The sequence below is a fragment of the Enterococcus sp. AZ077 genome (assembly GCF_051714965.1).
GTDB classification, from domain to species: Bacteria; Bacillota; Bacilli; order Lactobacillales; family Enterococcaceae; genus Enterococcus_B; species Enterococcus_B hirae.
In genome coordinates, this window is sequence record NZ_JBIOSX010000001.1 from 1,233,953 (window position 1) to 1,256,009 (window position 22,057).

23 protein-coding genes are annotated in these 22,057 nt (G+C 36.7%); 14 read left to right on the plus strand and 9 right to left on the minus strand.

All coding sequences use genetic code 11. The features are described from left to right. The first annotated feature begins 3 nt into the window (after positions 1-3). From IGL28_RS05690 to holA, 11 genes are all read left to right on the plus strand, one after another. A complete protein-coding gene (locus IGL28_RS05690) occupies positions 4-1,131 on the plus strand; it encodes a CAP-associated domain-containing protein (RefSeq protein ID WP_081129089.1) in 1,128 nt (375 codons plus the stop codon). Then, entirely contained in the window at positions 1,118-1,546 is a 429-nt protein-coding gene (locus IGL28_RS05695; protein WP_081129087.1) for a YlbF family regulator, read from the plus strand. The genes IGL28_RS05690 and IGL28_RS05695 overlap by 14 nt, the downstream gene beginning before the upstream one ends. Further along, complete coding sequence (locus IGL28_RS05700) at positions 1,539-1,880, plus strand: YlbG family protein (protein WP_081129086.1); 342 nt, start codon at positions 1,539-1,541, stop codon at positions 1,878-1,880. The genes IGL28_RS05695 and IGL28_RS05700 overlap by 8 nt, the downstream gene beginning before the upstream one ends. Positions 1,881-2,002: 122 nt before the next feature. Beyond that, positions 2,003-2,584: a 16S rRNA (guanine(966)-N(2))-methyltransferase RsmD gene (gene rsmD / locus IGL28_RS05705; protein WP_223603477.1), complete on the plus strand. Its 582-nt coding sequence runs from the start codon at positions 2,003-2,005 to the stop codon at positions 2,582-2,584. Next, positions 2,581-3,072, plus strand: a complete 492-nt coding sequence (gene coaD, locus IGL28_RS05710; protein ID WP_010719347.1) for a pantetheine-phosphate adenylyltransferase — start codon at positions 2,581-2,583, stop codon at positions 3,070-3,072. Before rsmD ends, coaD begins: the two co-directional genes overlap by 4 nt. Then, on the plus strand, positions 3,062-4,105 hold the full coding sequence (locus IGL28_RS05715; protein ID WP_025480486.1) for a SepM family pheromone-processing serine protease: 1,044 nt from the start codon (positions 3,062-3,064) through the stop codon (positions 4,103-4,105). Before coaD ends, IGL28_RS05715 begins: the two co-directional genes overlap by 11 nt. A gap of 670 nt (positions 4,106-4,775) precedes the next feature. Continuing rightward, complete coding sequence (locus IGL28_RS05720) at positions 4,776-4,988, plus strand: hypothetical protein (protein WP_232622365.1); 213 nt, start codon at positions 4,776-4,778, stop codon at positions 4,986-4,988. Between the two features lie 565 nt (positions 4,989-5,553). Further along, on the plus strand, positions 5,554-6,249 hold the full coding sequence (locus IGL28_RS05725; protein ID WP_081129084.1) for a helix-hairpin-helix domain-containing protein: 696 nt from the start codon (positions 5,554-5,556) through the stop codon (positions 6,247-6,249). 18 nt (positions 6,250-6,267) lie between these two features. Continuing rightward, positions 6,268-6,750: a ComE operon protein 2 gene (locus tag IGL28_RS05730; protein WP_010719343.1), complete on the plus strand. Its 483-nt coding sequence runs from the start codon at positions 6,268-6,270 to the stop codon at positions 6,748-6,750. Then, positions 6,743-9,013: a DNA internalization-related competence protein ComEC/Rec2 gene (locus IGL28_RS05735; RefSeq protein ID WP_438843915.1), complete on the plus strand. Its 2,271-nt coding sequence runs from the start codon at positions 6,743-6,745 to the stop codon at positions 9,011-9,013. The genes IGL28_RS05730 and IGL28_RS05735 overlap by 8 nt, the downstream gene beginning before the upstream one ends. Before the next feature lie 36 nt (positions 9,014-9,049). Continuing rightward, the gene (gene holA / locus IGL28_RS05740) at positions 9,050-10,093 is read left to right on the plus strand and encodes a DNA polymerase III subunit delta (protein ID WP_034700673.1); all 1,044 of its coding nucleotides are present in this window, start codon (positions 9,050-9,052) and stop codon (positions 10,091-10,093) included. Between the two features lie 212 nt (positions 10,094-10,305). On the opposite strand, the gene rpsT is transcribed toward holA, so the two are convergent. The 8 genes from rpsT to IGL28_RS05780 form a co-directional block, all read right to left on the minus strand. Further along, positions 10,306-10,560 (minus strand): 30S ribosomal protein S20, encoded by a 255-nt coding sequence (gene rpsT, locus IGL28_RS05745; RefSeq protein ID WP_010719340.1) that lies wholly within the window; start codon positions 10,558-10,560, stop codon positions 10,306-10,308. Between the two features lie 401 nt (positions 10,561-10,961). After that, positions 10,962-11,231: a hypothetical protein gene (locus IGL28_RS05750; protein ID WP_005878685.1), complete on the minus strand. Its 270-nt coding sequence runs from the start codon at positions 11,229-11,231 to the stop codon at positions 10,962-10,964. A gap of 318 nt (positions 11,232-11,549) precedes the next feature. Beyond that, positions 11,550-11,681 carry a hypothetical protein gene (locus tag IGL28_RS05755; protein ID WP_010719339.1) on the minus strand — a complete coding sequence of 44 codons (132 nt, stop codon included), beginning with the start codon at positions 11,679-11,681 and terminating at the stop codon, positions 11,550-11,552. A 77-nt stretch (positions 11,682-11,758) separates the two neighbouring features. After that, on the minus strand, positions 11,759-12,214 hold the full coding sequence (locus IGL28_RS05760) for a DUF441 domain-containing protein (RefSeq protein WP_081129081.1): 456 nt from the start codon (positions 12,212-12,214) through the stop codon (positions 11,759-11,761). Positions 12,215-12,296: 82 nt separating this feature from the next. Further along, positions 12,297-14,216: a heavy metal translocating P-type ATPase gene (locus tag IGL28_RS05765; RefSeq protein ID WP_081129080.1), complete on the minus strand. Its 1,920-nt coding sequence runs from the start codon at positions 14,214-14,216 to the stop codon at positions 12,297-12,299. Positions 14,217-14,396: 180 nt separating this feature from the next. Then, the gene (locus tag IGL28_RS05770) at positions 14,397-15,230 is read right to left on the minus strand and encodes an undecaprenyl-diphosphate phosphatase (protein WP_010737464.1); all 834 of its coding nucleotides are present in this window, start codon (positions 15,228-15,230) and stop codon (positions 14,397-14,399) included. A gap of 165 nt (positions 15,231-15,395) precedes the next feature. Further along, positions 15,396-16,100 (minus strand): histidine phosphatase family protein, encoded by a 705-nt coding sequence (locus tag IGL28_RS05775; RefSeq protein ID WP_053766367.1) that lies wholly within the window; start codon positions 16,098-16,100, stop codon positions 15,396-15,398. 27 nt (positions 16,101-16,127) lie between these two features. Then, positions 16,128-16,754 carry an MBL fold metallo-hydrolase gene (locus tag IGL28_RS05780; RefSeq protein ID WP_081129078.1) on the minus strand — a complete coding sequence of 209 codons (627 nt, stop codon included), beginning with the start codon at positions 16,752-16,754 and terminating at the stop codon, positions 16,128-16,130. Positions 16,755-17,392: 638 nt separating this feature from the next. On the opposite strand from IGL28_RS05780, the gene IGL28_RS05785 reads away from it, so the two are divergent. Continuing rightward, positions 17,393-19,744: an ATP-dependent DNA helicase gene (locus IGL28_RS05785; RefSeq protein ID WP_081129077.1), complete on the plus strand. Its 2,352-nt coding sequence runs from the start codon at positions 17,393-17,395 to the stop codon at positions 19,742-19,744. A 146-nt stretch (positions 19,745-19,890) separates the two neighbouring features. Here IGL28_RS05785 and IGL28_RS05790 read toward each other — a convergent pair whose 3' ends face one another. Then, positions 19,891-20,382, minus strand: a complete 492-nt coding sequence (locus tag IGL28_RS05790) for a YajQ family cyclic di-GMP-binding protein (RefSeq protein WP_010719331.1) — start codon at positions 20,380-20,382, stop codon at positions 19,891-19,893. A 158-nt stretch (positions 20,383-20,540) separates the two neighbouring features. On the opposite strand from IGL28_RS05790, the gene IGL28_RS05795 reads away from it, so the two are divergent. Both IGL28_RS05795 and IGL28_RS05800 read left to right on the plus strand, forming a co-directional pair. Then, positions 20,541-21,482, plus strand: a complete 942-nt coding sequence (locus IGL28_RS05795; RefSeq protein ID WP_010737469.1) for a YitT family protein — start codon at positions 20,541-20,543, stop codon at positions 21,480-21,482. 131 nt (positions 21,483-21,613) lie between these two features. Further along, positions 21,614-21,958 carry a metal-sulfur cluster assembly factor gene (locus IGL28_RS05800; protein WP_010719329.1) on the plus strand — a complete coding sequence of 115 codons (345 nt, stop codon included), beginning with the start codon at positions 21,614-21,616 and terminating at the stop codon, positions 21,956-21,958. The last annotated feature ends 99 nt before the right edge of the window (positions 21,959-22,057 follow it).

Genomic DNA, 22,057 nt, shown 5'->3' on the forward strand with positions numbered 1-22,057 from the left:
AAGATGAAACGGCTAGGGTTATTTGGTGCGATATTGTTATCAGTGATCATTGCATTTTACATGCAGCCGGTGTTGTTTCCTCCTAAACTTGAAGTAAAAAAAAGCTCAGAGCAAATCACTCAAAATCAAATGACTACGTGGAAATACCAGAAGTTGGAAACATCTGGCTTTTCCACGTATGTTGGTCAATCAGTTGATGAATTAGAGCAACGTTTTGGTGATCCCTATGAACGCTTGACGAGTGGGTTTGGTTTTGAAACAAGATATTACCATGATCAAATCAATCACTTATCCTTTGAAGCGAATATCACAAAAGATAAAGTTTCCACGATTAAAGTATTAAATACGGACAACTCAACGATTGCTCCTTTTTACTTAGGGATGACAATGCAAGATCTAACAGAGATCACCACGATCTATACGAATTTTAATTTTCAATACAATGGAACAGATGTCGGGATCGAATTGATGGAAGAAGATATGAATTATCGACCGTTGATTGCGTTTGATAATGATACGTTTGCTATTTTATTCTTCGACCAAAGTAGTAATGGACTGTTTTCGATCGTTTATTTGGATAAAGCTAGTTTGTTGAAACTTCATCCCTATCAAGTATTTGGTTCAGACTTACCGCAATATAAAATAGATGATCAAGTAGATTGGGCTGAAATCAATCAAGCAAAAGAAGGTCATAGTGTTCGATTGTTGAATCAGTTAAGGCAATTGGATCGCTTACCACTTTATAAGCAGACGACCGGTTTTTCTACTCAAACGAAATTGCTTTTAAGTGATTATCTTAATAGACCAGAAGATATTTTGACGAAAGAACGATTAGCAGAATGGCAACAAATAGCGGGTAGTACAAACGCAACTGCTAAGTTTTCATTGACTACTGATGAAATTGATTCGTTAGTCGCAAAAAGAAAGCTTCCCCAATCGACCGGTGTCTTTACCCATCCAGTGATTGATCCAACGTTTACATTTTTATTTTTGTATAGTGATCCGTACTATCACGACCGCTTTTTAGTTAACACTTCCGATCTATTAGGAATTGCTTTTTCAAAAGAAAATATGTTAGTCTTAATGCAAGAAGAAGTTAAGGAGAGTACCGATAGCAGTGATAATCAATGAGGAATTATTTGCCTTAGAAGATCAATGTCAGAGCTTATCCAATTGTATCAAAAAAAGCGAGACGATGAAAAAATATTTAATAGCTAAAAAAGTGATGGAACAATCAGCGGATGTCAATTTATTGATTAATGATTTCTCAATAAAAAAAGAACAGTTTGAAAAAGTTGTTCCTTATCAAAAATATGCACCAGAATTTCGAGAGAAGCAAAGAGCTGTTCGGTTAGCCAAACGCCAACTTGATTTGCATGAAAAAGTAGCGGATTTTCGTTTTATGGAAACACAATTGCAAGATCTATTGGATAAAATTAGCCAACAGTTAGCAGAAACGGTATCGTTGACGATTAAAATTGATGCGGGAAATCCTTTTTTTGAACAAAAGAGGCGTAGTGGATGTGGAGGTAACTGTCATGAATGATGAAAAAAATGAATTTCAACTAACGAAACGACGTGGGTTGATTGTCTGGGTATACAGTTTGAAACAATTAAAAAATTTGAAGAAAGTTGGATTGCTTCATTACGTTTCACGTAAAATGAAATATGTCGTATTGTATTTGAATGAAGACACATTTGAGCAAACTGCAGAACGAATCAACAAACTTCATTTTGTTCGCAAAGTTGAACGCTCTTATCGTCCAGACGTCGAAATGAACTTTGCTGATAAGATTGGTACGAAGCAACCAGTCAAAGAAGAAGGTTTTGAGATTGAGGAGATCAACACTAAGATTCGTTTAGCAGACCATGTCTTTTAAACCTGTTTTGTGTAAATCATTCATCTCTTAAATAAAAAAGATAAAAATAACTTGAGAAAGCATGAAATTAATGGCGATCCAAGTTTTTTTATCTTTTTTTTTGGTATACTATTAACAGCACGATTTTTAAAAGGAGTGAGTCAATGCGAGTCATATCAGGAACATATGGTGGACGACGCTTAAAGAGTTTAGCAGGGGCTAATACACGTCCCACCACAGATAAAGTGAAAGAATCAATCTTCAATATGATCGGTCCTTACTTCGACGGAGAAACAGTCTTAGACCTATTTTCTGGTAGTGGCGGGTTAGCTATCGAAGCAGTTTCTCGTGGCTGTGGGCATGCCTTTTGTGTAGACAAAAATTACCAAGCGCTAAAAATAATTCAAGAAAACATTAAAGTAACGAAAGAGCCAGAAAAATTCACCACGTTAAAACTTGATGCGGACAAAGCCATCGAAAAGCTGGCAAATGATCAGCAAAAATTTGATTATTTATTTCTTGACCCACCATATGCCAAACAAAAAATTCTTGACCAAATAATCAAAATGACGGAGCTGGACCTTTTTAATGATTCGGCAGTTATTGTATGTGAAACTGATAAAACAGTGGAATTACCAGAAAAGATTGCTGATTTTACGCAAATCAGAAAACAAACGTATGGTATTTCAACTGTGACTATCTACAGAAAAGAGGAAGACCTATGAAAAAAGCCTTGTTTCCAGGCAGCTTTGATCCGTTCACGAATGGGCATTTAGATATGGTCGAACGAGCAGCAAAAATGTTTGATGAGGTCATCATTGGGGTATTTGTGAATACGTCAAAAAAACATCTATTTACCGTTGATGAAAAAGTTACATTGATTACTCAAGCTGTTCGTCATCTTCCGAATGTTAAAGTGTACCACCAGGAAAATCAATTAACAGTCGAGATTGCGAATGAATTAGCTGTTCAAACCATCATTCGTGGTATCCGTAGTGTAAAGGATTTTGAATATGAACGGGATATTGCTCAAATGAACCATCATTTAAATCAAGAAATCGAGACGGTCTTTTTATTGGCTAAACAAGAATATAGTCACGTTAGTTCTAGTTTATTAAAAGAAGTCTTACACTTTGGGGGAGATGTCAGTGACTATCTTCCACCAGTAATCAACGAAGCGTTAGCTGGAAAGCGTGAAAATGATGGACTTTAAAAGATGGTTAAAGACAATTCTTGTCATTTTTTTAGGGATATTTATTATTGGGTTCGTGGTAATTCCACTTCCTTTTTATGTGGAAGCACCAGGAGCAACCATCAATTTGAAAGAGCTGATTACCGTCAATGGGAAAAAGGACAAAGATTCAGGTTCCTTTTCATTAACTTCAGTGGGCATCCGTCGAGCAACTGGTTTTACAGCAGTCAAAGCCAAGCTAGCACCGTTTGAAGATTTGATTAGCGCTGAGGAGTTGACTGGCGGGGCGACTAGCGAAGAATACAATCAAATCCAACAATATTATATGGAGTCTTCCCAAAATGCAGCGATTGAGCAAGCGCTAAAATTGGCAGGGCGCTCTTACCAGATGGAATTTAAAGGTGTCTATGTCATGAGTGTCGAGAAGAATTCCAATTTCTATGGAAAATTAGCAGTTGGTGATACAGTCACAAAAGTTGATGGACAAACCTTTAAAAGTGCAGAAGCATTTATGAAGTATGTCAAAAGTAAAAAAGTCGGCGATACGGTCACGATCACCTATCTCCGAGATGGCAAAGAAAACGAAACTTCAGGTAAATTGATCGAACTGCCAACGGATAATAAAGCAGGGATTGGGATTACTTTAACCGATCATACGAGTATCAAGTCGGATACAGATGTAATGATTAATTCAGGATCAATCGGAGGGCCGTCTGCTGGTTTGATGTTTACCCTGGAAATCTATGAACAATTGACCGGTAAAAATCTTCGTCAAGGGAAAGAAATTGCTGGTACTGGAACGATCAATAGCGACGGTGAAGTTGGGCGAATTGGTGGTATTGATAAAAAAGTGGCTAGTGCAGACAAAGCTGGCGTTGAAATATTCTTTGCACCGGATGATCCAATCTCAGATGAAATCAAGAAGAAACATCCAGAAATCAAAACCAATTACGAAGAAGCCAAAGCTGCTGCGAAAGAATTGAACTCTTCAATGAAAATTGTACCAGTGAAAACCGTCCAAGATGCCCTTGATTATTTAGAAAAGATGAACTAAAGATTCATTATAAATCGTTTTGTTTCAACAACATTTTTTTATCGTTGTTCATGAAACGGTTTTTGAACGAATAAATAGACAGACAAAATTTCCTTTAAGATTGATGTTTTCAATGACTCAGCCTTAACGGAAAGCTTGTCTGTCTCTTTTTTATAGAGAAACTAAAATGAATAGAAACTAGCCATGAAGGGATCTATGTGTATGAGGTAAGCTTTTTTATTCGTTTGATCAGTAAAGGTAAAGTTATTTTTTACTGCGTCAGTTGATAAAGAGTTTAAACTTATAATGGAAAAATTTTCGGTGAAATGAAAAAATAGGAAATAAAGTGAAGATGTATGATATAATCGAAGGACAGAAAAATGAATACAGTAAGATGATCAGATCGTTCTAAGTCAGTGTTTTTTTACTGATTCCCTAGTAAAAACTACGTTGGCACACAGCTTTTGATTTTTACATTTATCCGATTCATTGGGTATTCTGAAAATAGAGGAAAGAGCTGGAGAATTTTATTCTTGAAATCTATTTAAAACCAACTACCACTTTTATTTTGTGATCAAGTCCTGTTTGTTTTTCTAAATTTACTTGGAGGGGATTAATGATGAGAAAAAAAGCGATTGTAATTATAATGATTCAATTAGTGATTTATGTTAGCTCAATCATAGGTGCGTTTATGAATAGAGGAGTTATTACAAATTGGCCTTTTTTACTTTTGTTATTCGGAATATGTATCGGTAATTTTGTGCCAATCGAGTATCGGACTAGTTTCAATTCTACTGATCCTGGGATTATTCTAAAAAATCATACAAGACGCTTAGAAAACATTATTTACATGATCGTTACATGTCTCGTAATCGTACTAGTTACCTATCTGGATATGGTATAACGACTAGTTTAGACAATGGAATATTTTGTCCGTAAAAAAATATCTTATAAAATCTATGTAAACTAGCTCACGATTGTTCATGAGGAGAAGCGAGTCTTTGACTTATTTAGGAGATTTGAACACTGGGAAAGTTGATATAATCGAGGCGTTGCGTTTTAGTATAGTGAGAATAATTGTACATAGCCTCTAGAGAGACAGTGGCAAAGATATCGTATTTAGGATTGCTTAGGTAAGTCGGGTACATGCTCAAAAAAATCAAGGAAGAGCTTCGCTAAGAGTGTGAACTTGAAACTATTTTTAAAAAACGAATAGAAAAATAGATAAACATCAAAGTCAGTAAAAGTGATTTTGATGGTTTTTGCTAGGTAATGAAAAGAGAAATATAGACCCTATGTTAACGCCTATTCCTGAAATGTTTAAAGGTATGAAAGATTCATTCTTCATAAAATAATTGTCCCAAAAGTAGGTTTATTTTCATGTAGAAAAATGATTTGACGTATTTAATCATGAAGAGAAAAACTTCTTCATAATTTAATGAAAGGAAACCAATCGGAAAATTGTCACAATGAGCGAAGAATGGAAAAACAAACGAAAGCGTTTCTACACTAGCAACTTTTCTTCACCAAAATTTGTGATCGGAGGGATCTTTGGCATCATAGGGGTCATCATCCTTGGTGGAATGATGGTTCATTTTTTCAGTCAATTAAGTAAAAAGGATCAACTATTTTTGACAAACCAATCGATTGAGGCTCCGGAAAAGAACAGTTCTGAAACGAAGCCAATTGATGAAACGGTGAGTACATCGACTAGGTCAGTGATTTATGTCGATGTGAAAGGAGCGGTAAAACGACCTGGAATGTACGCTTTTGTGGCAGAAGATCGGGTCTTTGATGTCATTCAAAAAGCAGGTGGGCTGACGGAATCAGCTGACGAGAAACAGATCAACTTTGCAGCAAAAATAACGGATCAACAAATGCTGTACGTTCCTGAAGTAGGCGAAGAAATTCCAGAAAGCTCAAATGCTAGTCTAGCGACGGTAGATTCAGCGGACACAAATCCAGATCGAGTGCATCTTAATACCGCTGATCTTTCGCAATTGCAACAAATACCGGGGATCGGTGAAAAAAAAGCCCGAGAAATTATTCAGTATAGACAAGATAATGGATCGTTCAAAAGTATTGACGAGCTTCAAGAAATAGACGGAATTGGTCAGAAGACAGTTGAAAAAATCAAAAACTTCGTTACAATTACTATAGAATAAACGATAGAGGTGGCTAATATGAGCAATGAACGGATTCCTTGGGACCAATATTTTATGGCTCAAGCAGTATTATTATCATTGAGAAGTACTTGTACACGATTAGAAGTCGGCGCAACTTTAGTAAGAGAAAAACGGATCATTGCTGGAGGCTACAATGGCGCTGTTAGTGGGGATGTTCATTGCATTGATGAAGGCTGTTATATCGTCGATGGTCATTGCTTGCGAACGATCCATGCGGAAATGAATGCTTTATTACAATGTGCAAAACTAGGCATACCTACGGAGGGCGCAGAGATTTACGTGACTCATTTCCCTTGTTTAGCTTGTACAAAAGCCTTATTACAAGCAGGAATCAAAAAAATCAACTATTTACATGATTATCGAAATGATCCGTATGCACAATCATTGATCGAACAATTAGGTGCAACTGTTCATCAAGTATCATTGGATTCTACTCACTTTTCTAAACTCCAAAAAGAATTATCAGGAGAACATGTTTAGTAGATTTTGTGATCAAACACAGAATCGATTCATTTTTCCAGCGATTTCTTCGATTTTTATTTGTTTGTTTTATTATACAGACAGATGGCATTATCGTTTGATTTTCGCTGGATTTTTTTTGTTTTTTTTACGGAAAGAAAATAAACAAATTATTGGTTTAAGTCTCATTTGTAGTACGCTGGTTTTATTTTCTTGCTGGCTTAAAGAAACAAAACCAATCGATGATCAAAGGACGTTTGAACGTATCATGGTCGCCTCAGACACAGTGAAAATGAATGGAGATTTAGTGACTTTTATTGGGCACACAACGGACAAGCAAAAGATTTCTTGCAGCTATTATGCCAAATCTGAACAAGAAAGAAATTCTTTTCTTGTTCTTAGACATGAAGCGATTGAATTAATTGTAGTCGGGGATTACCAAGAAACTTCCAAACAAAGGAATCCTTATGGGTTTGATCAAAAAAAGTATGACCAAATACATCGGATCAAAGGACGATTTCAGATACGCCAGATCAAAGAACATTTGAATCGTAATGCTTGGCAGAATATGCTGAGCAGAACACGAGGAAGGTCTATTACGTTTATTCAAGAACACTTTAGTCACAAGGTGAGTGTCTATATGAATGCTTTGATCTTTGGCTATAAAGATAGTCAGTTTTTAGCATCAGAAGACACATATAAAGAAACTGGCTTACTTCATTTATTCAGTTTGTCAGGCATGCACATCCAAACTTACTTAGGTTGGCTCTATTATCTGTTTCGCAGAGGAGGGATGACATTAACTGCTAGTTATCTCCCACTAGTTGGGGGGACTTTGGGGTATTTTAGCTTATCTGGGGGCTCTGTGTCAGTGAAAAGAGCGGGGCTGTCATTCTTATTGAAATTAGGGCTAAAACTCCTCAATGTCAAATTTTCTTCTTTCGATCATTATTCGATTATTTTATGGATACTTTTGCTGATCGAGCCGCTTTGTCTTTTCCAAGTAGAGGGCCAGCTAAGTTTAGGAATGAGCTTCTTCTTTCTTTTGTTGTCTCACCCAACCACTAAGTTTCAAAAGTTCACTACTATCGTGTTATTTAGTATCGGCATCATGCCACTGACAGCTTGGCATTTTTATGAGTGGCCACTATTAGGGAGTATGTTGACTCTTCTTTTTGCTCCTGTTTTTAAGAAAGTATTTCTTCCTTGTTTGACGTTTTTATTTGTTTTTGGCAGGGTATTACCTCCAAGTGTTAGCGAGCTGCTTAATTCTTTTTTAGTCCATTTCGAGAGCTTACTAGATTCGTTGAGATTTGCCAATCTAGTGATTGGGCGACCGAATGGCTGGTTGTTAATATTTAGTTTAGGCTTTCTTTTATGGCTTATAGAGAAAAAACAACATAAACCTTGTCAATGCGTGACCGCTGCACTCCTTGTGCCCATTATTCTCATTTTTGGTCGTTTTCTTCAATTCGGAAGTAGTATCACTTTCAACGATGTGGGGCAAGGAGACAGTATTCTTTTCAAAGCGCCGTTTTTAAAAGAAATTGTTATGATTGATACTGGTGGGAAATTGGGTTTTCAAAAAGAAGCATGGCAAGAGCGAAGGGTTAGACCACCTGCAGAGTTTAATCTTGTGCCATTTTTAAAAGGAAATGGTATTCGGCGCATCAATAAACTGATATTGACGCATGACGATATCGATCATGTGGGAGAGATCACAACATTAGCAAAACATTTCAAGATCGATACGATTTATATTGGGTGGGGATCTGGCAGGAGTGCTTGGCTTTATGCGCAGTTGCAGAAATTGGAAAAAGCAGGAACCACTATTTGTGAAGTCAGGCAGGGTGATTGGATCAAAGGTTATTTTGATTTTTTTGTGTTGTCTCCGATTACCCAGGGGAAGGGGGAGAATGAAGATTCAATTGGCTTGTCAGTGACTCATCAATCCTGTCGTTTTCTCTTTTTAGGTGATTTAGATCAGCTTGCAGAAGAAAAGATCGGAAACGCTTATCCAGATTTAAAAGCGGATGTGATCAAATTAGGACATCATGGCAGCCGCACATCTAGTCATCCACAGTTCATTTCGCAATTAGAAGCAACCTATGGTGTTTTATCCTGTGGCGTGAATAATTTATTTGGTCATCCTCATGAAGACGTACTAGCGACGTTAAAGCAGAATAAAGTCACTCCTTTGCGTACCGACCGTCAAGGCGCAATTACTTTTAAATGGCATCCCTTTTGGTATCCAGAGGGGAAGATCCACACAATGATAGACTAGCAATTCCCAGCTACTCATGGTAGGATAAATTTGAAAGTGGTGAACGAAATGAGTATTCAAGCAGATTTACAAAAAATCCGTAAAGAAAAGCTTGCGCCTTGTTATTTGATTCTAGGTACTGAAAAATATTTACAGGATCAGGTAAGAGCAGAAATTCAGAAAAAAATTCAAATCGATAGTCAAGATGACTTGAATTTCTTAAGTTTTGATATGGGGAATGCTAGTATTGATGAGGTGGTTGCTGAGGCAGAGACTTTGCCATTTTTTGGTGATCAACGCCTAGTATTTGTAGAAAATCCCTACTTTTTAACAGCTGAAAAAGTGAATAATGGGATTGAACAAAATACGGATCTACTGATTGATTATTTAAAAGAACCTTTAGAATCAACAGTTTTAGTGTTTTTTGCTCCCTATGAGAAATTAGATGAGCGAAAAAAAGTAACGAAACAATTAAAAAAAGCTGCTGTGACCATCAATGTTCAGCAATTGAATGAAAAAGAAGTACGTCAGTATTTATTGAATACACTGGAAAATGCACCGTTTCAAATGGACCGTAAAGCGATTGATCTATTTTTACGGTTAACGGATCTCGATCTATCAAAAATGATGAGGGAACTGAATAAATTACTATTGTATGGGCAACAACAAGAACTGATCACTGTTAAAGAAGTGGAACAGTTAGTCCCTAAAACCTTGGAACATAATCTTTTTGATATGACACAATATATTCTTTCCGGGAAAACAGAACAAGCGCTACGGTTGTTTGAAGACTTAATTACCCAAGGAGAAGAAACCATTAAGATCAATGCCATCTTACTTTCACAAATACGTTTGTTTTTACAGACCAAGTTTTTGATGAAAATCGGTTATCAGCAGGCTAATATTGCTGAGACTTTAAAGATACATCCTTACCGTGTAAAATTGGCGATGCAAGAGGTACGTAAATTTGATGAAAAGATCCTAAGGCGTTTATTTGACGATCTGGTTGAAATGGATTACCAAATCAAAAGTGGTAAAATCGAAAAAGAATTAAGCTTTCAATTATTTGTCTTACGAACAGGTCAGCTTTTGAAGAGTTAAAAAGAAGAGAAAAACAATCGAAATAAATCCAAAAAGAACGCTTGAAACGATGATGTTTTGAGCGTTTTTTAGACATCAATTGTTTTAGAGTAGGAAGTGCTGAGTCAGCCGCAGCTGGTTTACTAATAAAAAGAATGGAAAGAAACCCAACAGAAGGGTGATCGAATAGACTGTTTGAGACAAAATAAAAAAACCGGCCGTAGCCGATTTCCTTATTTAGCGATTTTTTTGCTTAAACGAGATTTGTCGCGGTTAGCTTTGTTTTTATGAATTAGACCTTTTGTTTCAGCCATATCAATAGCTTTAACAGCTTCTTTATATAACGCATCTACGTTTTCAGCACCTGAAGCTACAGCATCTTCAAATTTTTTGATTGCAGTACGCATAGCGCTTGTTTGAGATGAATTTTTAACGTTCGCATTTTCGCTTGTACGAACACGTTTGATTGCAGATTCAATGTTTGGCATTAGTTTCACCTCCGATAAATTAAGTTCTTACGCGTGTTACCGCATAATTCAACATTCATTATTATACCTAAATGAAGTAATCTTTGCAATATGAACATGACAAGTTTTTTTCCTTAACACTAAAAGAAACTTAATTCTAGGCTCTACTAGCATTGAAAGAGAAGGAAAATGGACAAATAAAAAACGCTATTGTGGGAGACAATAGCGTTCAACCAAAGCAGATAAATTTATCTTTTTAAACAAAATTTGAATGGGACTGTTTGGTACTCGAACATTATATAACAAAGCGAACCGTTTGCAAAGCTTTTTTTGAAAAGGGATACGTTCCTTGTAGACTAAGCAATCATAACGATACCATTCTTTAGTTATTTTATAACCGTTAACCGTTGGTGTAGCTAAATTTATTCCGGAGTCCCAATAATTTTAATGTATTCATCAATATTTTTGATCATCATTTTTTTGATGACTAATTGATTGCGGCGGTTCCATTTTCCACTGACTTCTAATACATATTTATTTAAAGGGAGCCGAAGAATATATTTTGCCAAGTAACGATCTTTCAACAGACCGTTAATGACACGATCTTCCAGTTGAAGATTTAAGCCAGTCAACATCATAGGTTGTTCTTGTAAGACATACGTATCAATTAAAAGACCTTCAAAGGTTTCCATGAGCGTTTTCCTTTCTATATATAAAGCATAATAGCGAATGATTAAAAATATAAGTGATGCTATCTTGTGTTCTAGTATAACAAAAAATGAAAGGAGGAGCCAAAAAGAAATGAGGATTATTTAATAATATTTTAGGAAACATAAAAGGGGGTAAGTGGTGTAGGGGTAAGAGGAAGAGGTAGGAACATTAAAAACATACTTGATGAAACTCACGCAACTTTTATCAAGTAGATTCCATAAGTAAAGATAAATGGAAAAACAATAAACCCGATAGATAAAGTTTTTTCACTTCATCTATCGGGTTTACTTTTTTCACGATCAATTAAAGTAGGTATTGAACACATTTTGGATCAGATCTGGAAATAAAAGATAAGCTAGTCCTAAAATCAATACGATCGCTAATAAAAACCAACCAACCGTGCCGATAAAGTATTTTAATTTTTCTAACATGTGATCACCTCGGAATAAGTATATCACGAACGATTCGATTCAGAGGACTCAAAACACTTTAACTGTGTTCGATTTTTTCATTTACTTAAAGAAAATAATTGCAAGAGACAATAGGTAATACCAGAAGCAATGACTGGACCAGCAGCGATCCCTTTTAAGAAAACGACTCCGAGAATTGTTCCAAAAACCAATGCAACAGTAATCTGCGGGTCTGAAGCAATCAAACCGACTCCTTTGGAAGAAAGGACGGCTACTAGACCACCACAAAACACAGCAATCCAACCGATGGGTGATTTAAAGGCATCTAGTAAATCTTTTAAGCCAATCTCGCCAGTAGCGATTGGAACTAAAATAGCAGCTGTGATGATGGTGACTCCTAGATTAATTCCTTTGCCTTGAAGCCAAGTAAGAAACACTTTCGATGTCGGTATCAATTTGACTAGTAATATAAAACCTGTAGCGATGATCAAGCTTTGATTTTTAGCAAGCAGGGCAACAACCATGATCAATCCAAGAAAAATCCAACTTTCCATAAAAAAAGAACCTCACTTTCCTGCCATCAATCATATCATTTTTTCAACGGTTACAAAAGTGAGGTTCATCAGAGTGGAAAAACTAGATAGAGTGGTGATTCGGCTGTAAGGGACAGCCAGTGCAACGTGATTTTTTGGAAGTATCTTCAGGTAAGGGTTTCAATAAACGTAACCCATTTAAGATAACCAAGATCGTGCTTCCTTCATGACCAATCACGCCAAGAGGTAAATTTAAAAATTGCAGAAAGTTAGAAAGGATCAGTAAACAAATCACTGTAAGAGAAAAAATAATATTTTGCTTAATGATTTTCTTCATTCTTAGTGAAAGACGGTGGGCATAACTTAATTTTTGCAAGTCATTTTTTACCAAGACGATATCAGCGATTTCCATAGCGACATCCGTTCCTTGTCCCATGGCTACTCCTAGTGAAGCAGTTGCAAGAGCTGGGGCATCATTGACACCATCACCAACCATTGCTGTGACAGCGTACTTTTCTTTTTGCTGTTGTGCATAGTGTGTTTTATCCGATGGTGTGCAGTTAGCCAGTAAGTGTTGAACACCAATTTTCTCTGCAATAGCTGCAGCAGTCCCTTGGTTATCTCCAGTGATCATGCTAGTATCAATTTGCTGGTTATTGAAATAGTCAATGACTTGTTGGGCATTTTCTTTCGGCACATCTAATAAGCCGATGAGTGCTATCAATTGATTGTCTTTGGTTAAAACAATCACTGTCTTTCCCTGTTGTTCGAGTAAATGAATTTTATCAAGAAGTTCTTTTTCAGCTATCGACGTTTTTTCTGGTTCCCATTTACCTACAATCCACTGAGCTTCTTGGTAAACTGTTCGTAAACCAAACCCCGTGATTTCTTCGATTGGTAATTTTTGGATGTCTTTTGGTATAGCAATGTCAAAATGTGTTACGATTGCTTGAGCTAAGGGGTGCGTTGTTTTTTGTTCCATTGAAACTAAGATTTGTTGCGCCAGATTCTGATCTTTTACAAAATAGCTATCAGTTACTATCGGTTTACCTTTCGTTAAAGTTCCGGTTTTATCAAAGGCAATTGCTTTTAAATCAGCTAATTGTTCTAAATGGAGTCCACCTTTGATAAGCACACCGTTGCGGGCAGCGTTAGAAAGGGCTGCTAGTGTTGCAGGTGTCGCAGAGGCAACCAACGCACAAGGAGAGGCGACAACCAGTAAAACCATTCCCCGATAAAAACTTTCTTGAAAACTCCAGCCAAAAATGAAATATGAAACAAGAATCATTAATGGAACAACGACTAACACACCTTTAACGTAGGTATTTTCAATACGAGAGATAAAAGAAGCGGTCTTTGTAGGGGTGCTTTGTGCTTTTTCAACCAGCTGGATGATTTTAGCAAAAACGGTCTCATCACTTTTTTTAGTCACCTGTAAGATTAAAGGATTTCCTCGATTGATCGTTCCTGCAAATAACTCATCATGAGGGACTTTTTCAACTGGTACAGATTCACCACTCAATGTTGCTTCATCAACCGTTGCTTGTTGACTTTCTAAATAGCCGTCAATTGGGATCGTTCCACCTTTTGGAACAAATACCCGATCATTGATCTTAAGATCAGTTACAGCTATTTCTTCTAATTCTTCGTTTGCAGTTAAACGTTGTGCTTTTCGTGGCTGTAGATTCATTAAAGCGGTAATTTCTTGCTGACTTTTACTGGTCGTATATTCTTCGAGAGCGCCACTTAAACAGAAAATAAACGTAAGCATCGCACCTTCTAAAAAATTACCGATCAAACAAGCGCCAATTGCTGCCAAGGCCATCAATAAGTCAACATTCAATGTGTTTTCCTGCCAAAGTTCGGTCAACCCTTCACGAGTCTGCTTGAAACCGCCGAATGAGATGGCGCCTAAATAAAAGATGATACTTAGAAAAGGCACAAAAGATTGAGTAGCCAAACCTAAGATTATAAGTAATAAACAACCGATTGTCGGGATAAATGTCTGTATTAAACGAGTCATATTTGTTTCCTCCTTTACAAAATCAATATACCACACCAAAATTCTAATTGATAATAAAAATCGCTAAATGAGAACGATAATAGTTATCATTTAGAATAACGCTTTTTTGGAAAGGGGATAATTAGAATAAATATAAAAAAGCACCGTAATCATACGGTGCTTTGACTTCGTTTTATTCAGTTACATTGCGATAAACCAGTAACCAATCAAAATGATCCCTAAAATGATCCGATACCAACCAAAAATTGTAAAGTCGTTTTTCTTCAAATAACTTAACAAGAATTTGATGGCTAAAACGGAGACAATAAATGATACGAGGGTTCCAACGAGTAAAATAATCGTTTCTTCCATTTTAAAGGAGTTTCCTTCAGCTAGATACTTCACGATTTTTAAACCACTGGCACCAAACATCACTGGGATACCAAGGAAAAATGAAAATTCTGTTGCTACAAATCGAGAAGCACCAATCAAAATGGCTCCGAGGATCGTAGCTCCTGAACGAGAAGTTCCAGGAACTAACGCTAATACTTGGAATAATCCAACCAGTAACGCCGCTTGATAAGTAAAATCGTTTAAGGTTGTCCAACGTGGTGTTTTTGTCTTGTTTCTTTTTTCCACAACAATGAATGCAATCCCATAAACGATTAAGACGATCGCAACTGGTAGAAATTTATGAAAATGTTCTTCTAACCAATCATCTAAAGGTAATCCAATAATAATTGCTGGAATACAAGCGACTACGACTTTGAACCATAATGTCCAAGTATCTTTTTTCTCAATAGTGGTTTTGCTTGGAGAAAAGGGATTTAATTTATGAAAATATAAAACGACGACTGCTAAAATAGCACCTAATTGAATAACGACGTTGAACATCGACATAAACTGTGTGCTAGCGTCTAGCTTGATGAACTGATCTGCTAGGATCAAGTGACCAGTACTACTGATCGGCAACCACTCGGTAATCCCTTCGATAATTCCTAAGATAGCTGCTTTGATGATATTTGCAAAAAACATACGGACCTTCCTTCCCAAATAAAATACAGTATTAAGTATACCGTTCTTTCTAATGAAAACCAAATGCTTTCTTGATGTTAAGAAAAACTTGAGAAATAGAAAGAGGGCATAAGAAAGCGAGTACTCAAGTGAGTACTCGCAAACCAGTGTTTGATAACAGAACGATTATAAGAAAGAATCCCGCGAGTGTTTTTTTCCCTGCTCAATGTAACTAGTATCGTTGATTCCTTCAATTGAAAAATTGCCTTTTTCATATGTCACTTTTGTCACGCTGCCATTTAATAAGCCTGCTCGAACAGGTTGATGTACGTCAATTAGGCTGAGTAAAAAGCCAATTGTCAACCCATGAGAAACAACTAGGACGTTGCCACCACCATTTTTTTCGCAATGGTGCGCAATGTCTTCAAATCCTGACCATACACGATTTTTTAAAGTATCGTAGGTCTCAGCCCAGCCAGCGGTATCCAGGTTATAAATAGCATTAGCAATTTGTTCAAAAGTTACGTCCGTCGTGAACATCTCATCATAAGTTTTGAAGTTTAATACTCGGGGGATAACTCCCCACATTTCCATGTCATAGCCACCTTCTAAGGAGCCAAAACACCATTCACGAATCCTTTGATCGATAAAGTAAGGGATATCTTTTCCTTTGGCATGTTCACTGAGGATGATACGTGCCGTTTCAATAGCACGACCACTATCGCTAGAATAAGCAAAAGAAAAATCAACGTCTTTCAATCCTTTTCCAAGATAGTGGATTCCTTCTTGGCCTTGTTTGGTGAGTGGTGTGTCACACCAACCTTGGACACGTTCAATCGTATTGAACATCGTTTTTCCGTGTCTGACGATGTAAAGAGTGGTTTTAGTCATATTTACAGCCTCCAATCGATTTGTTAGTTAAGCATTAAAGAAAGGGTTGGTTCTTTTTTCATGTTCAATGGTCGTAGCATCTCCATGCCCAGGATAAACGGCAAATTCATCTGGCAACACAAACAACTGGGTTTGAATACTGTGTAGCAGCTGCTCCAGATTCCCAGTATATAGATCGGTTCGACCGATACTGCCTTTAAATAGTGCATCACCTGATACGACGAAATCATCAAAGATAAAGCTGACACTTCCAATCGAATGACCAGGTGTAGGGACGACCCGAAATGTCATATTCCCTAGACGATAGGGTTTCATTTCAAATTCATATTCAGCAGGTGAAACAATGATATTCGCAATGTCATCATGTCTTCCCAAACCAGAAAGATTTAATATCGGATCGCCTAACCAACTTTGTTCTAATGGACTAACATATACAGGGATCTGATAAAACTGACGAAGTTTTTCGACGGCTCCGATATGGTCATAGTGGGTATGTGTTAGTAAAATCGCTACGGGTTGTTGTTGCGTTTTTTCGATTTGCGTTTTGATTTTTGCTGCATCTTCACCAGGATCAATAATCAGTAGCGCTTCATCGTTATAAACCAAATAACAATTTTCTTCGATCATCCCAGTTTTGATTTGTTCAATATGCATAAAGAGTTCCTCCTGATCGCTTACTTAATTCTAGTATAACTCAATTGATAAGATGAAACAAAAGACCCTACTTGAGGAATGGTCCACGGTGAATCTAAATCGAATTGTATGAATAATAAATGAATTAATTGAATTAATTTATTATAGTAGAGCTGAGTCATGTTTTTTTGTAGCCGAGTTTTCTTGCTTCCTAAATGAACCACTTATTTCAATGACAAGATGTAAAATAAAAGTATTGAGAGATTTTAAACAAGAGGACAGAAAATTCTCACTTCTTTTTAATAAGTTGGTGTTAGAGTGAGCTCATCCAAAAATCCTAATTCTATATCCTATTCGAGCTTGCGACAGTGATGTCCAACTCTGAAAAACAAAGGGAAGCATCCGAAAATGCAAAAAGCTATTTTCGGATGTTTTACTTTACTTTCAAGTGAACGATGATGAATGTAAAGGGAGAGAGATATCTGAATAATGTAAACAAATCTATAGCTTTGTGATCCTACTTGTGAAAGGAAGAAGTGACTAAATAGCTGTAATACTTTCATCTGTTGAGGCGTATAAATCGGCAAATTGATAAGCTTGATTTTAGTATTTTGCGATTCTTTTCTTTTTCAGGTAAGCTTATAGTCAAAGGAGTGGGAGTGGTGAAGCAATCAAAAATATCGGTACGTAACCTTGTTGAATTTATCTTAAGGCGTGGCAGTATCGACAATCGTAAAAAAAGTAACCATACCGCACTGGAAGGTGCCAAGATCCATCGGAAGCTTCAAAAAGATGCTGGAGAAGACTATGAAAAAGAAGTCTTTTTAAAGACGACTGTCCACTTCGAGGAATACCAGCTAATCATAGAAGGGCGAGCAGATGGCGTGTTCCAAAAAGAAGGCATCTATTATATTGATGAAATAAAAACTTCGGAACCGAGGTATGAAGACTTAGAAAAAGAACAAATTGAATTATTTTTCCATCAAGCAAGAACCTATGCTTATATTTATTGTCATGAACATGATTTAAAAGAAATCAATTTGCAACTAACTTATTATCAAACTACTGAAGGAATCATTACCCGAAAAGTTGAGCATCAAACCATCGAACAATTAAATGAGTTTTTTAAAAAACTTACAGATGACTATAAAGAATGGCTGATTTTTCAAGAGAATTGGCGTACCGTTCGAAATGCTTCTTTGATGGCTTTGAAATTCCCCTATGACAACTACCGTAAAGGTCAAAGAGAGTTAGCAGTCGCTGCCTATAAAACGATTCGTACAAAACAAAAATTATTCGTCGAAGCACCGACAGGAACTGGAAAAACAGTTTCTACACTGTTCCCCGCTTTGAAAGCGATAGGGGAAGAAGAGGGAGAACGCATTTTTTATTTAACGGCTAAAACAATCACGAGACAAGTCGCTGAAGATGCTTTGGAGGCGTTAAAAGATGTGGGTGCTGAGACCAAAAGTGTGACTTTGACAGCCAAAGATAAGATTTGTTTTTTAGACGAAACAACATGTAATCCAGATCAATGTCCATATGCCAACGGTTATTACAACCGGATCAATGAAGGATTATGGGATTTATTGAATCATGAAAATCAAATCACCAGAGAAGTTATTGAAACCTATGCGAAGAAACATACGTTATGTCCTTTTGAGTTGTCGCTAGATGTGAGTTTATGGTGTGATGTGATTATTGGGGATTATAATTATTTGTTTGATCCGACTGTTTATTTACGACGTTTTTTTGAAGGCGAAAAAAATGAGGATCATCTTTTTCTGATTGATGAAGCCCATAATTTGGTCAGTCGTTCCCGAGAGATGTACTCCGCAAAACTTTCATATCGAAGCGCTAGAAACGTCTATGCACTCATTCCAAAAGAATTTAAAAAGCTAAGACGACGTTTTAATAAATTACTCAAAGCGTTCGATCAGATCCAGGAAATTTCAAATGAAGATGGGTGGACCTACCACCATCAAAAAGCACCCGCGGACACATTGGTTAATGCTGGTTATCAATTGAGTGAGCACATCCAAGAGTGGTTGGCAGAGTATCCTGAACATGCCATTCAAGAGACGTTACTCCCCTTTTATTTTGACTTACTTCACTTTTTGAAAATCAGTGAATTTTACGATGATCATTATGAAACAACTGTAGAGAAAACTTATCAAGATTTCATCATCAAAGCATTTTGCATCGATCCTAGTGATTTTTTAGAACAATCGTTAGCTAAGGGGAGAAGTAGTATCTTATTTTCCGCTAGTTTTTCGCCATTGTCTTATTACCAAGAAACGCTAGGAGGAAAAGAGAGCTTAGCTTATCGCTTGCCAAGTCCTTTTCCAGAAGAAAACCAAAAAGTGCTGATCACAAATTATTTAGAAACAACCTATCGTAAACGAGAAGAGAACATGCCTCGATTGATTGAAACGATCCAACATTTTACAAAAGAAAAGATCGGAAATTACTTGATATTTTTCCCCTCTTACCAATATTTGGATCAGGCAGTGACAGCCTTTCAAGAAAAACATCCAGATGTTAAGGTGCTGATTCAAGATACCATGATGAGTGAAACTGAGAGAGAAACATTTTTGAAGCAATTTCAAATTGATCCAGACGAAACCTTACTAGCTTTTTGTGTGTTAGGCGGAATCTTTTCAGAAGGGATCGATTTAAAAGGAACCCGATTAATTGGCAGTATGATTGTTGGCGTTGGGTTACCACAAATGAACCATGAGCAGGAGTTGATCAAAGAATATTATGACGAAAAAGATCAGCTGGGATTTGCTTATGCGTACCAATTACCTGGTATGAATAAAGTCTTACAAGCAGCGGGGCGTGTCATTAGAGATGCCAGTGATCAGGGAATCGTTTTGTTAGCAGATCAGCGTTTTACTCGGTTGGATTATCGCCAATTGTTTCCAAGACATTGGCAGTCAGCGACCACTGTCAGAAACCTATCTGAACTCACAAAAGAAATCACCGATTTTTGGCACAAAAGTAAATAATTGGAGATGCGAAAAAACTCTAGCGCTAGTAGTTTAAAATTAAAAACACCTGAATCAACCACAAACGACTGGTAGATTCAGGTGTCTTATCTGTTCAAGCGCGTATTGGATCAATTGTTTCATTGTCTGACAAGTAAAGCTATCTGTTAACGATAGTTAGTAAACTGAAGTTCGATTGGCAGATCTAATTTTCGCAATAAAGCAATCACCGCTTGAAGGTCATCACGGTTTTTTCCAGTTACACGAATTTGATCTTCTTGAATCTGGGTTTTTACTTTAATCTTTGAATTTTTGATCTCAGTTGTGATTTTCTTGGCATTTTCCCGATCAATGCCATTGATAAGTTCAGCGGATTGGCGTGCTTTTCCTCCAAGGGCATGCTCTGATTCAGAGAAATGGATATTTTTGATTGGAACATTTCGTTTGTTTAATTTACTGAACAAGACATCTTTGATTTGTTCGATCTTGAAATCATCGTCACTGAGAATGGTTAATTTATTGTTATCAAATTTGATATCAATAGTCGAATCTTTAAAATCAAAACGGTTGGTTAATTCTTTTATTGTTTGCTGGATCGCATTTCTGACTTCCTCGATTGTGACCTCTGAAACAATGTCAAAACTTGCATCTTTTGCCATAGTGATCCTCCTGATTTGTTTTTATTTTATTGTATCATAGTCAAATGATTGTGTTGAAGCTTTACTAAAATTATTCTCATTTATGATTCAAGTATTTTAATTTAATTCATAACCTGTTATTCTTACAATTGGAATAACTTTGAAAGGAAGAGGTGCTTGTGAGTAAGATTATGACAGTGTATCAAAGAAATGAAATATTAAAAAAGATTGTGGTTATCTTAGTCACCGGATTGACCGCAGCGGTTGCCTTAAATTATTTTTTGATTCCAGCAAACGTCTTTTCCGCAGGGATGAATGGGATTGCCCAAATCATTGCCTCGTTATTATCTGACTGGCTCCACGTAAAAGTGGACACAGGTGCCTTTATCTTTATTTTGAATATCCCTGTCTTTATTCTAGGGTTCTTGAAAGTAGGCAGACGAGCAACGATTTTAAGTTTTGTCAATGTAGTAGCCGTATCGGTAGCAACTACTTTACTTCCCACTGGGCAAGTGACGGACAATATTTTAATGAATGCCTTAGTCGGCGGTGTTTTGTTAGGTGTTGGTGTAGGGATCTCACTTAAAATGGGGTTTACAACTGGAGGAATGGATATTATTTCTTTAGTCCTTTCACAAACTACGGGGAAAACCGTTGGAAATTATATGCTGATGTTAAATGGTTTGATCGTGGTGATTGCGGGATTTCTTTTTAACTGGGAGAGTGCGCTCTATACGATTATCTCTATCTATGCTATGACTCAAGTGATTGATGCGATTCATACGAGTCATCAAAAAGTGACCGCCATGATTGTGACGGTTAAACCAGATGAAGTGACCGCAGCGATCGCTCAAAATATGGTTCGAGGAATGACCCTCTTACCATCAATCGGTGGCTATTCTAAAAAAGAAGGTAAAACGATCATGATGGTGATCACTCGTTATGAAATGTATGATTTAGATCAAATCGTCCATGAAATCGACGAAGATGCTTTTATCAATATTTTACCAACACATTCGGTATTTGGCCGTTTTGCTAATGAAAGCGAACAAAATCTTTACCGTTCTACGGGTGTCTTTCCCGAAATAAAGAAAACTCCTTCAAAAACTAAAAAACAATAATTGATTTAAATAAGTCAGAAGAATTTTCTGTTTTTAACCTGCTAAATGAGAATAGAACCTCTCGATTCTCATTTACAAATGAGCAAAAAAAGAGTATGATAAATGAAAATTGCATGAAGGAGTGCTGCAAGATGAGCGAAGCAAACCAAAAATGGTCTGCAGAAGAAGTTAATGAAATCAAGGAACGAATCTTAGCTGCCTTAGAAATGGTCATCGACCCTGAACTAGGGATCGATATCGTCAACCTAGGCTTGATCTATGAAATCGAGTTTGATCCAGAAAACGGAGAAACAGTCATTAAAATGACCTTAACAACCATGGGTTGCCCATTAGCTGATATCCTAACTGAATCCATCCACGACGCCTTAAAAGAAGTACCAGAAGTAACTAAGGCAGAAGTCAAACTAGTTTGGTATCCAGCCTGGACGACGGATAAGATGAGTCGTTATGCACGAATTGCACTTGGTATCAGATAATTTTGACACGGATTTCATATTCAACGAGTAAACAACTTTTAAACTCCTTTATCAACTTTTAGAAAAAGTTGATAAAGGAGTTTTTGTTTTGTAAAAATT

Bases quoted from the DNA above. Each gene is read 5' to 3' on its own strand.
- IGL28_RS05760 (WP_081129081.1), bottom strand. From the start codon at position 12,214: ATGGAAAGTTGGATTTTTCTTGGATTGATCATGGTTGTTGCCCTGCTT.
- IGL28_RS05775 (WP_053766367.1), bottom strand. From the start codon at position 16,100: ATGACTAAAACCACTCTTTACATCGTCAGACACGGAAAAACGATGTTC.
- IGL28_RS05750 (WP_005878685.1), bottom strand. From the start codon at position 11,231: ATGGAAACCTTTGAAGGTCTTTTAATTGATACGTATGTCTTACAAGAA.
- coaD (WP_010719347.1), top strand. From the start codon at position 2,581: ATGAAAAAAGCCTTGTTTCCAGGCAGCTTTGATCCGTTCACGAATGGG.
- IGL28_RS05715 (WP_025480486.1), top strand. From the start codon at position 3,062: ATGGACTTTAAAAGATGGTTAAAGACAATTCTTGTCATTTTTTTAGGG.
- rpsT (WP_010719340.1), bottom strand. From the start codon at position 10,560: ATGCCAAACATTGAATCTGCAATCAAACGTGTTCGTACAAGCGAAAAT.
- IGL28_RS05725 (WP_081129084.1), top strand. From the start codon at position 5,554: ATGAGCGAAGAATGGAAAAACAAACGAAAGCGTTTCTACACTAGCAAC.
- IGL28_RS05800 (WP_010719329.1), top strand. From the start codon at position 21,614: ATGAGCGAAGCAAACCAAAAATGGTCTGCAGAAGAAGTTAATGAAATC.
- IGL28_RS05755 (WP_010719339.1), bottom strand. From the start codon at position 11,681: ATGTTAGAAAAATTAAAATACTTTATCGGCACGGTTGGTTGGTTTTTA.
- IGL28_RS05720 (WP_232622365.1), top strand. From the start codon at position 4,776: ATGAATAGAGGAGTTATTACAAATTGGCCTTTTTTACTTTTGTTATTC.
- IGL28_RS05770 (WP_010737464.1), bottom strand. From the start codon at position 15,230: ATGTTTTTTGCAAATATCATCAAAGCAGCTATCTTAGGAATTATCGAA.
- IGL28_RS05780 (WP_081129078.1), bottom strand. From the start codon at position 16,754: ATGCATATTGAACAAATCAAAACTGGGATGATCGAAGAAAATTGTTAT.
- IGL28_RS05730 (WP_010719343.1), top strand. From the start codon at position 6,268: ATGAGCAATGAACGGATTCCTTGGGACCAATATTTTATGGCTCAAGCA.
- IGL28_RS05700 (WP_081129086.1), top strand. From the start codon at position 1,539: ATGAATGATGAAAAAAATGAATTTCAACTAACGAAACGACGTGGGTTG.
- IGL28_RS05765 (WP_081129080.1), bottom strand. From the start codon at position 14,216: ATGACTCGTTTAATACAGACATTTATCCCGACAATCGGTTGTTTATTA.
- IGL28_RS05790 (WP_010719331.1), bottom strand. From the start codon at position 20,382: ATGGCAAAAGATGCAAGTTTTGACATTGTTTCAGAGGTCACAATCGAG.
- IGL28_RS05735 (WP_438843915.1), top strand. From the start codon at position 6,743: ATGTTTAGTAGATTTTGTGATCAAACACAGAATCGATTCATTTTTCCA.
- IGL28_RS05690 (WP_081129089.1), top strand. From the start codon at position 4: ATGAAACGGCTAGGGTTATTTGGTGCGATATTGTTATCAGTGATCATT.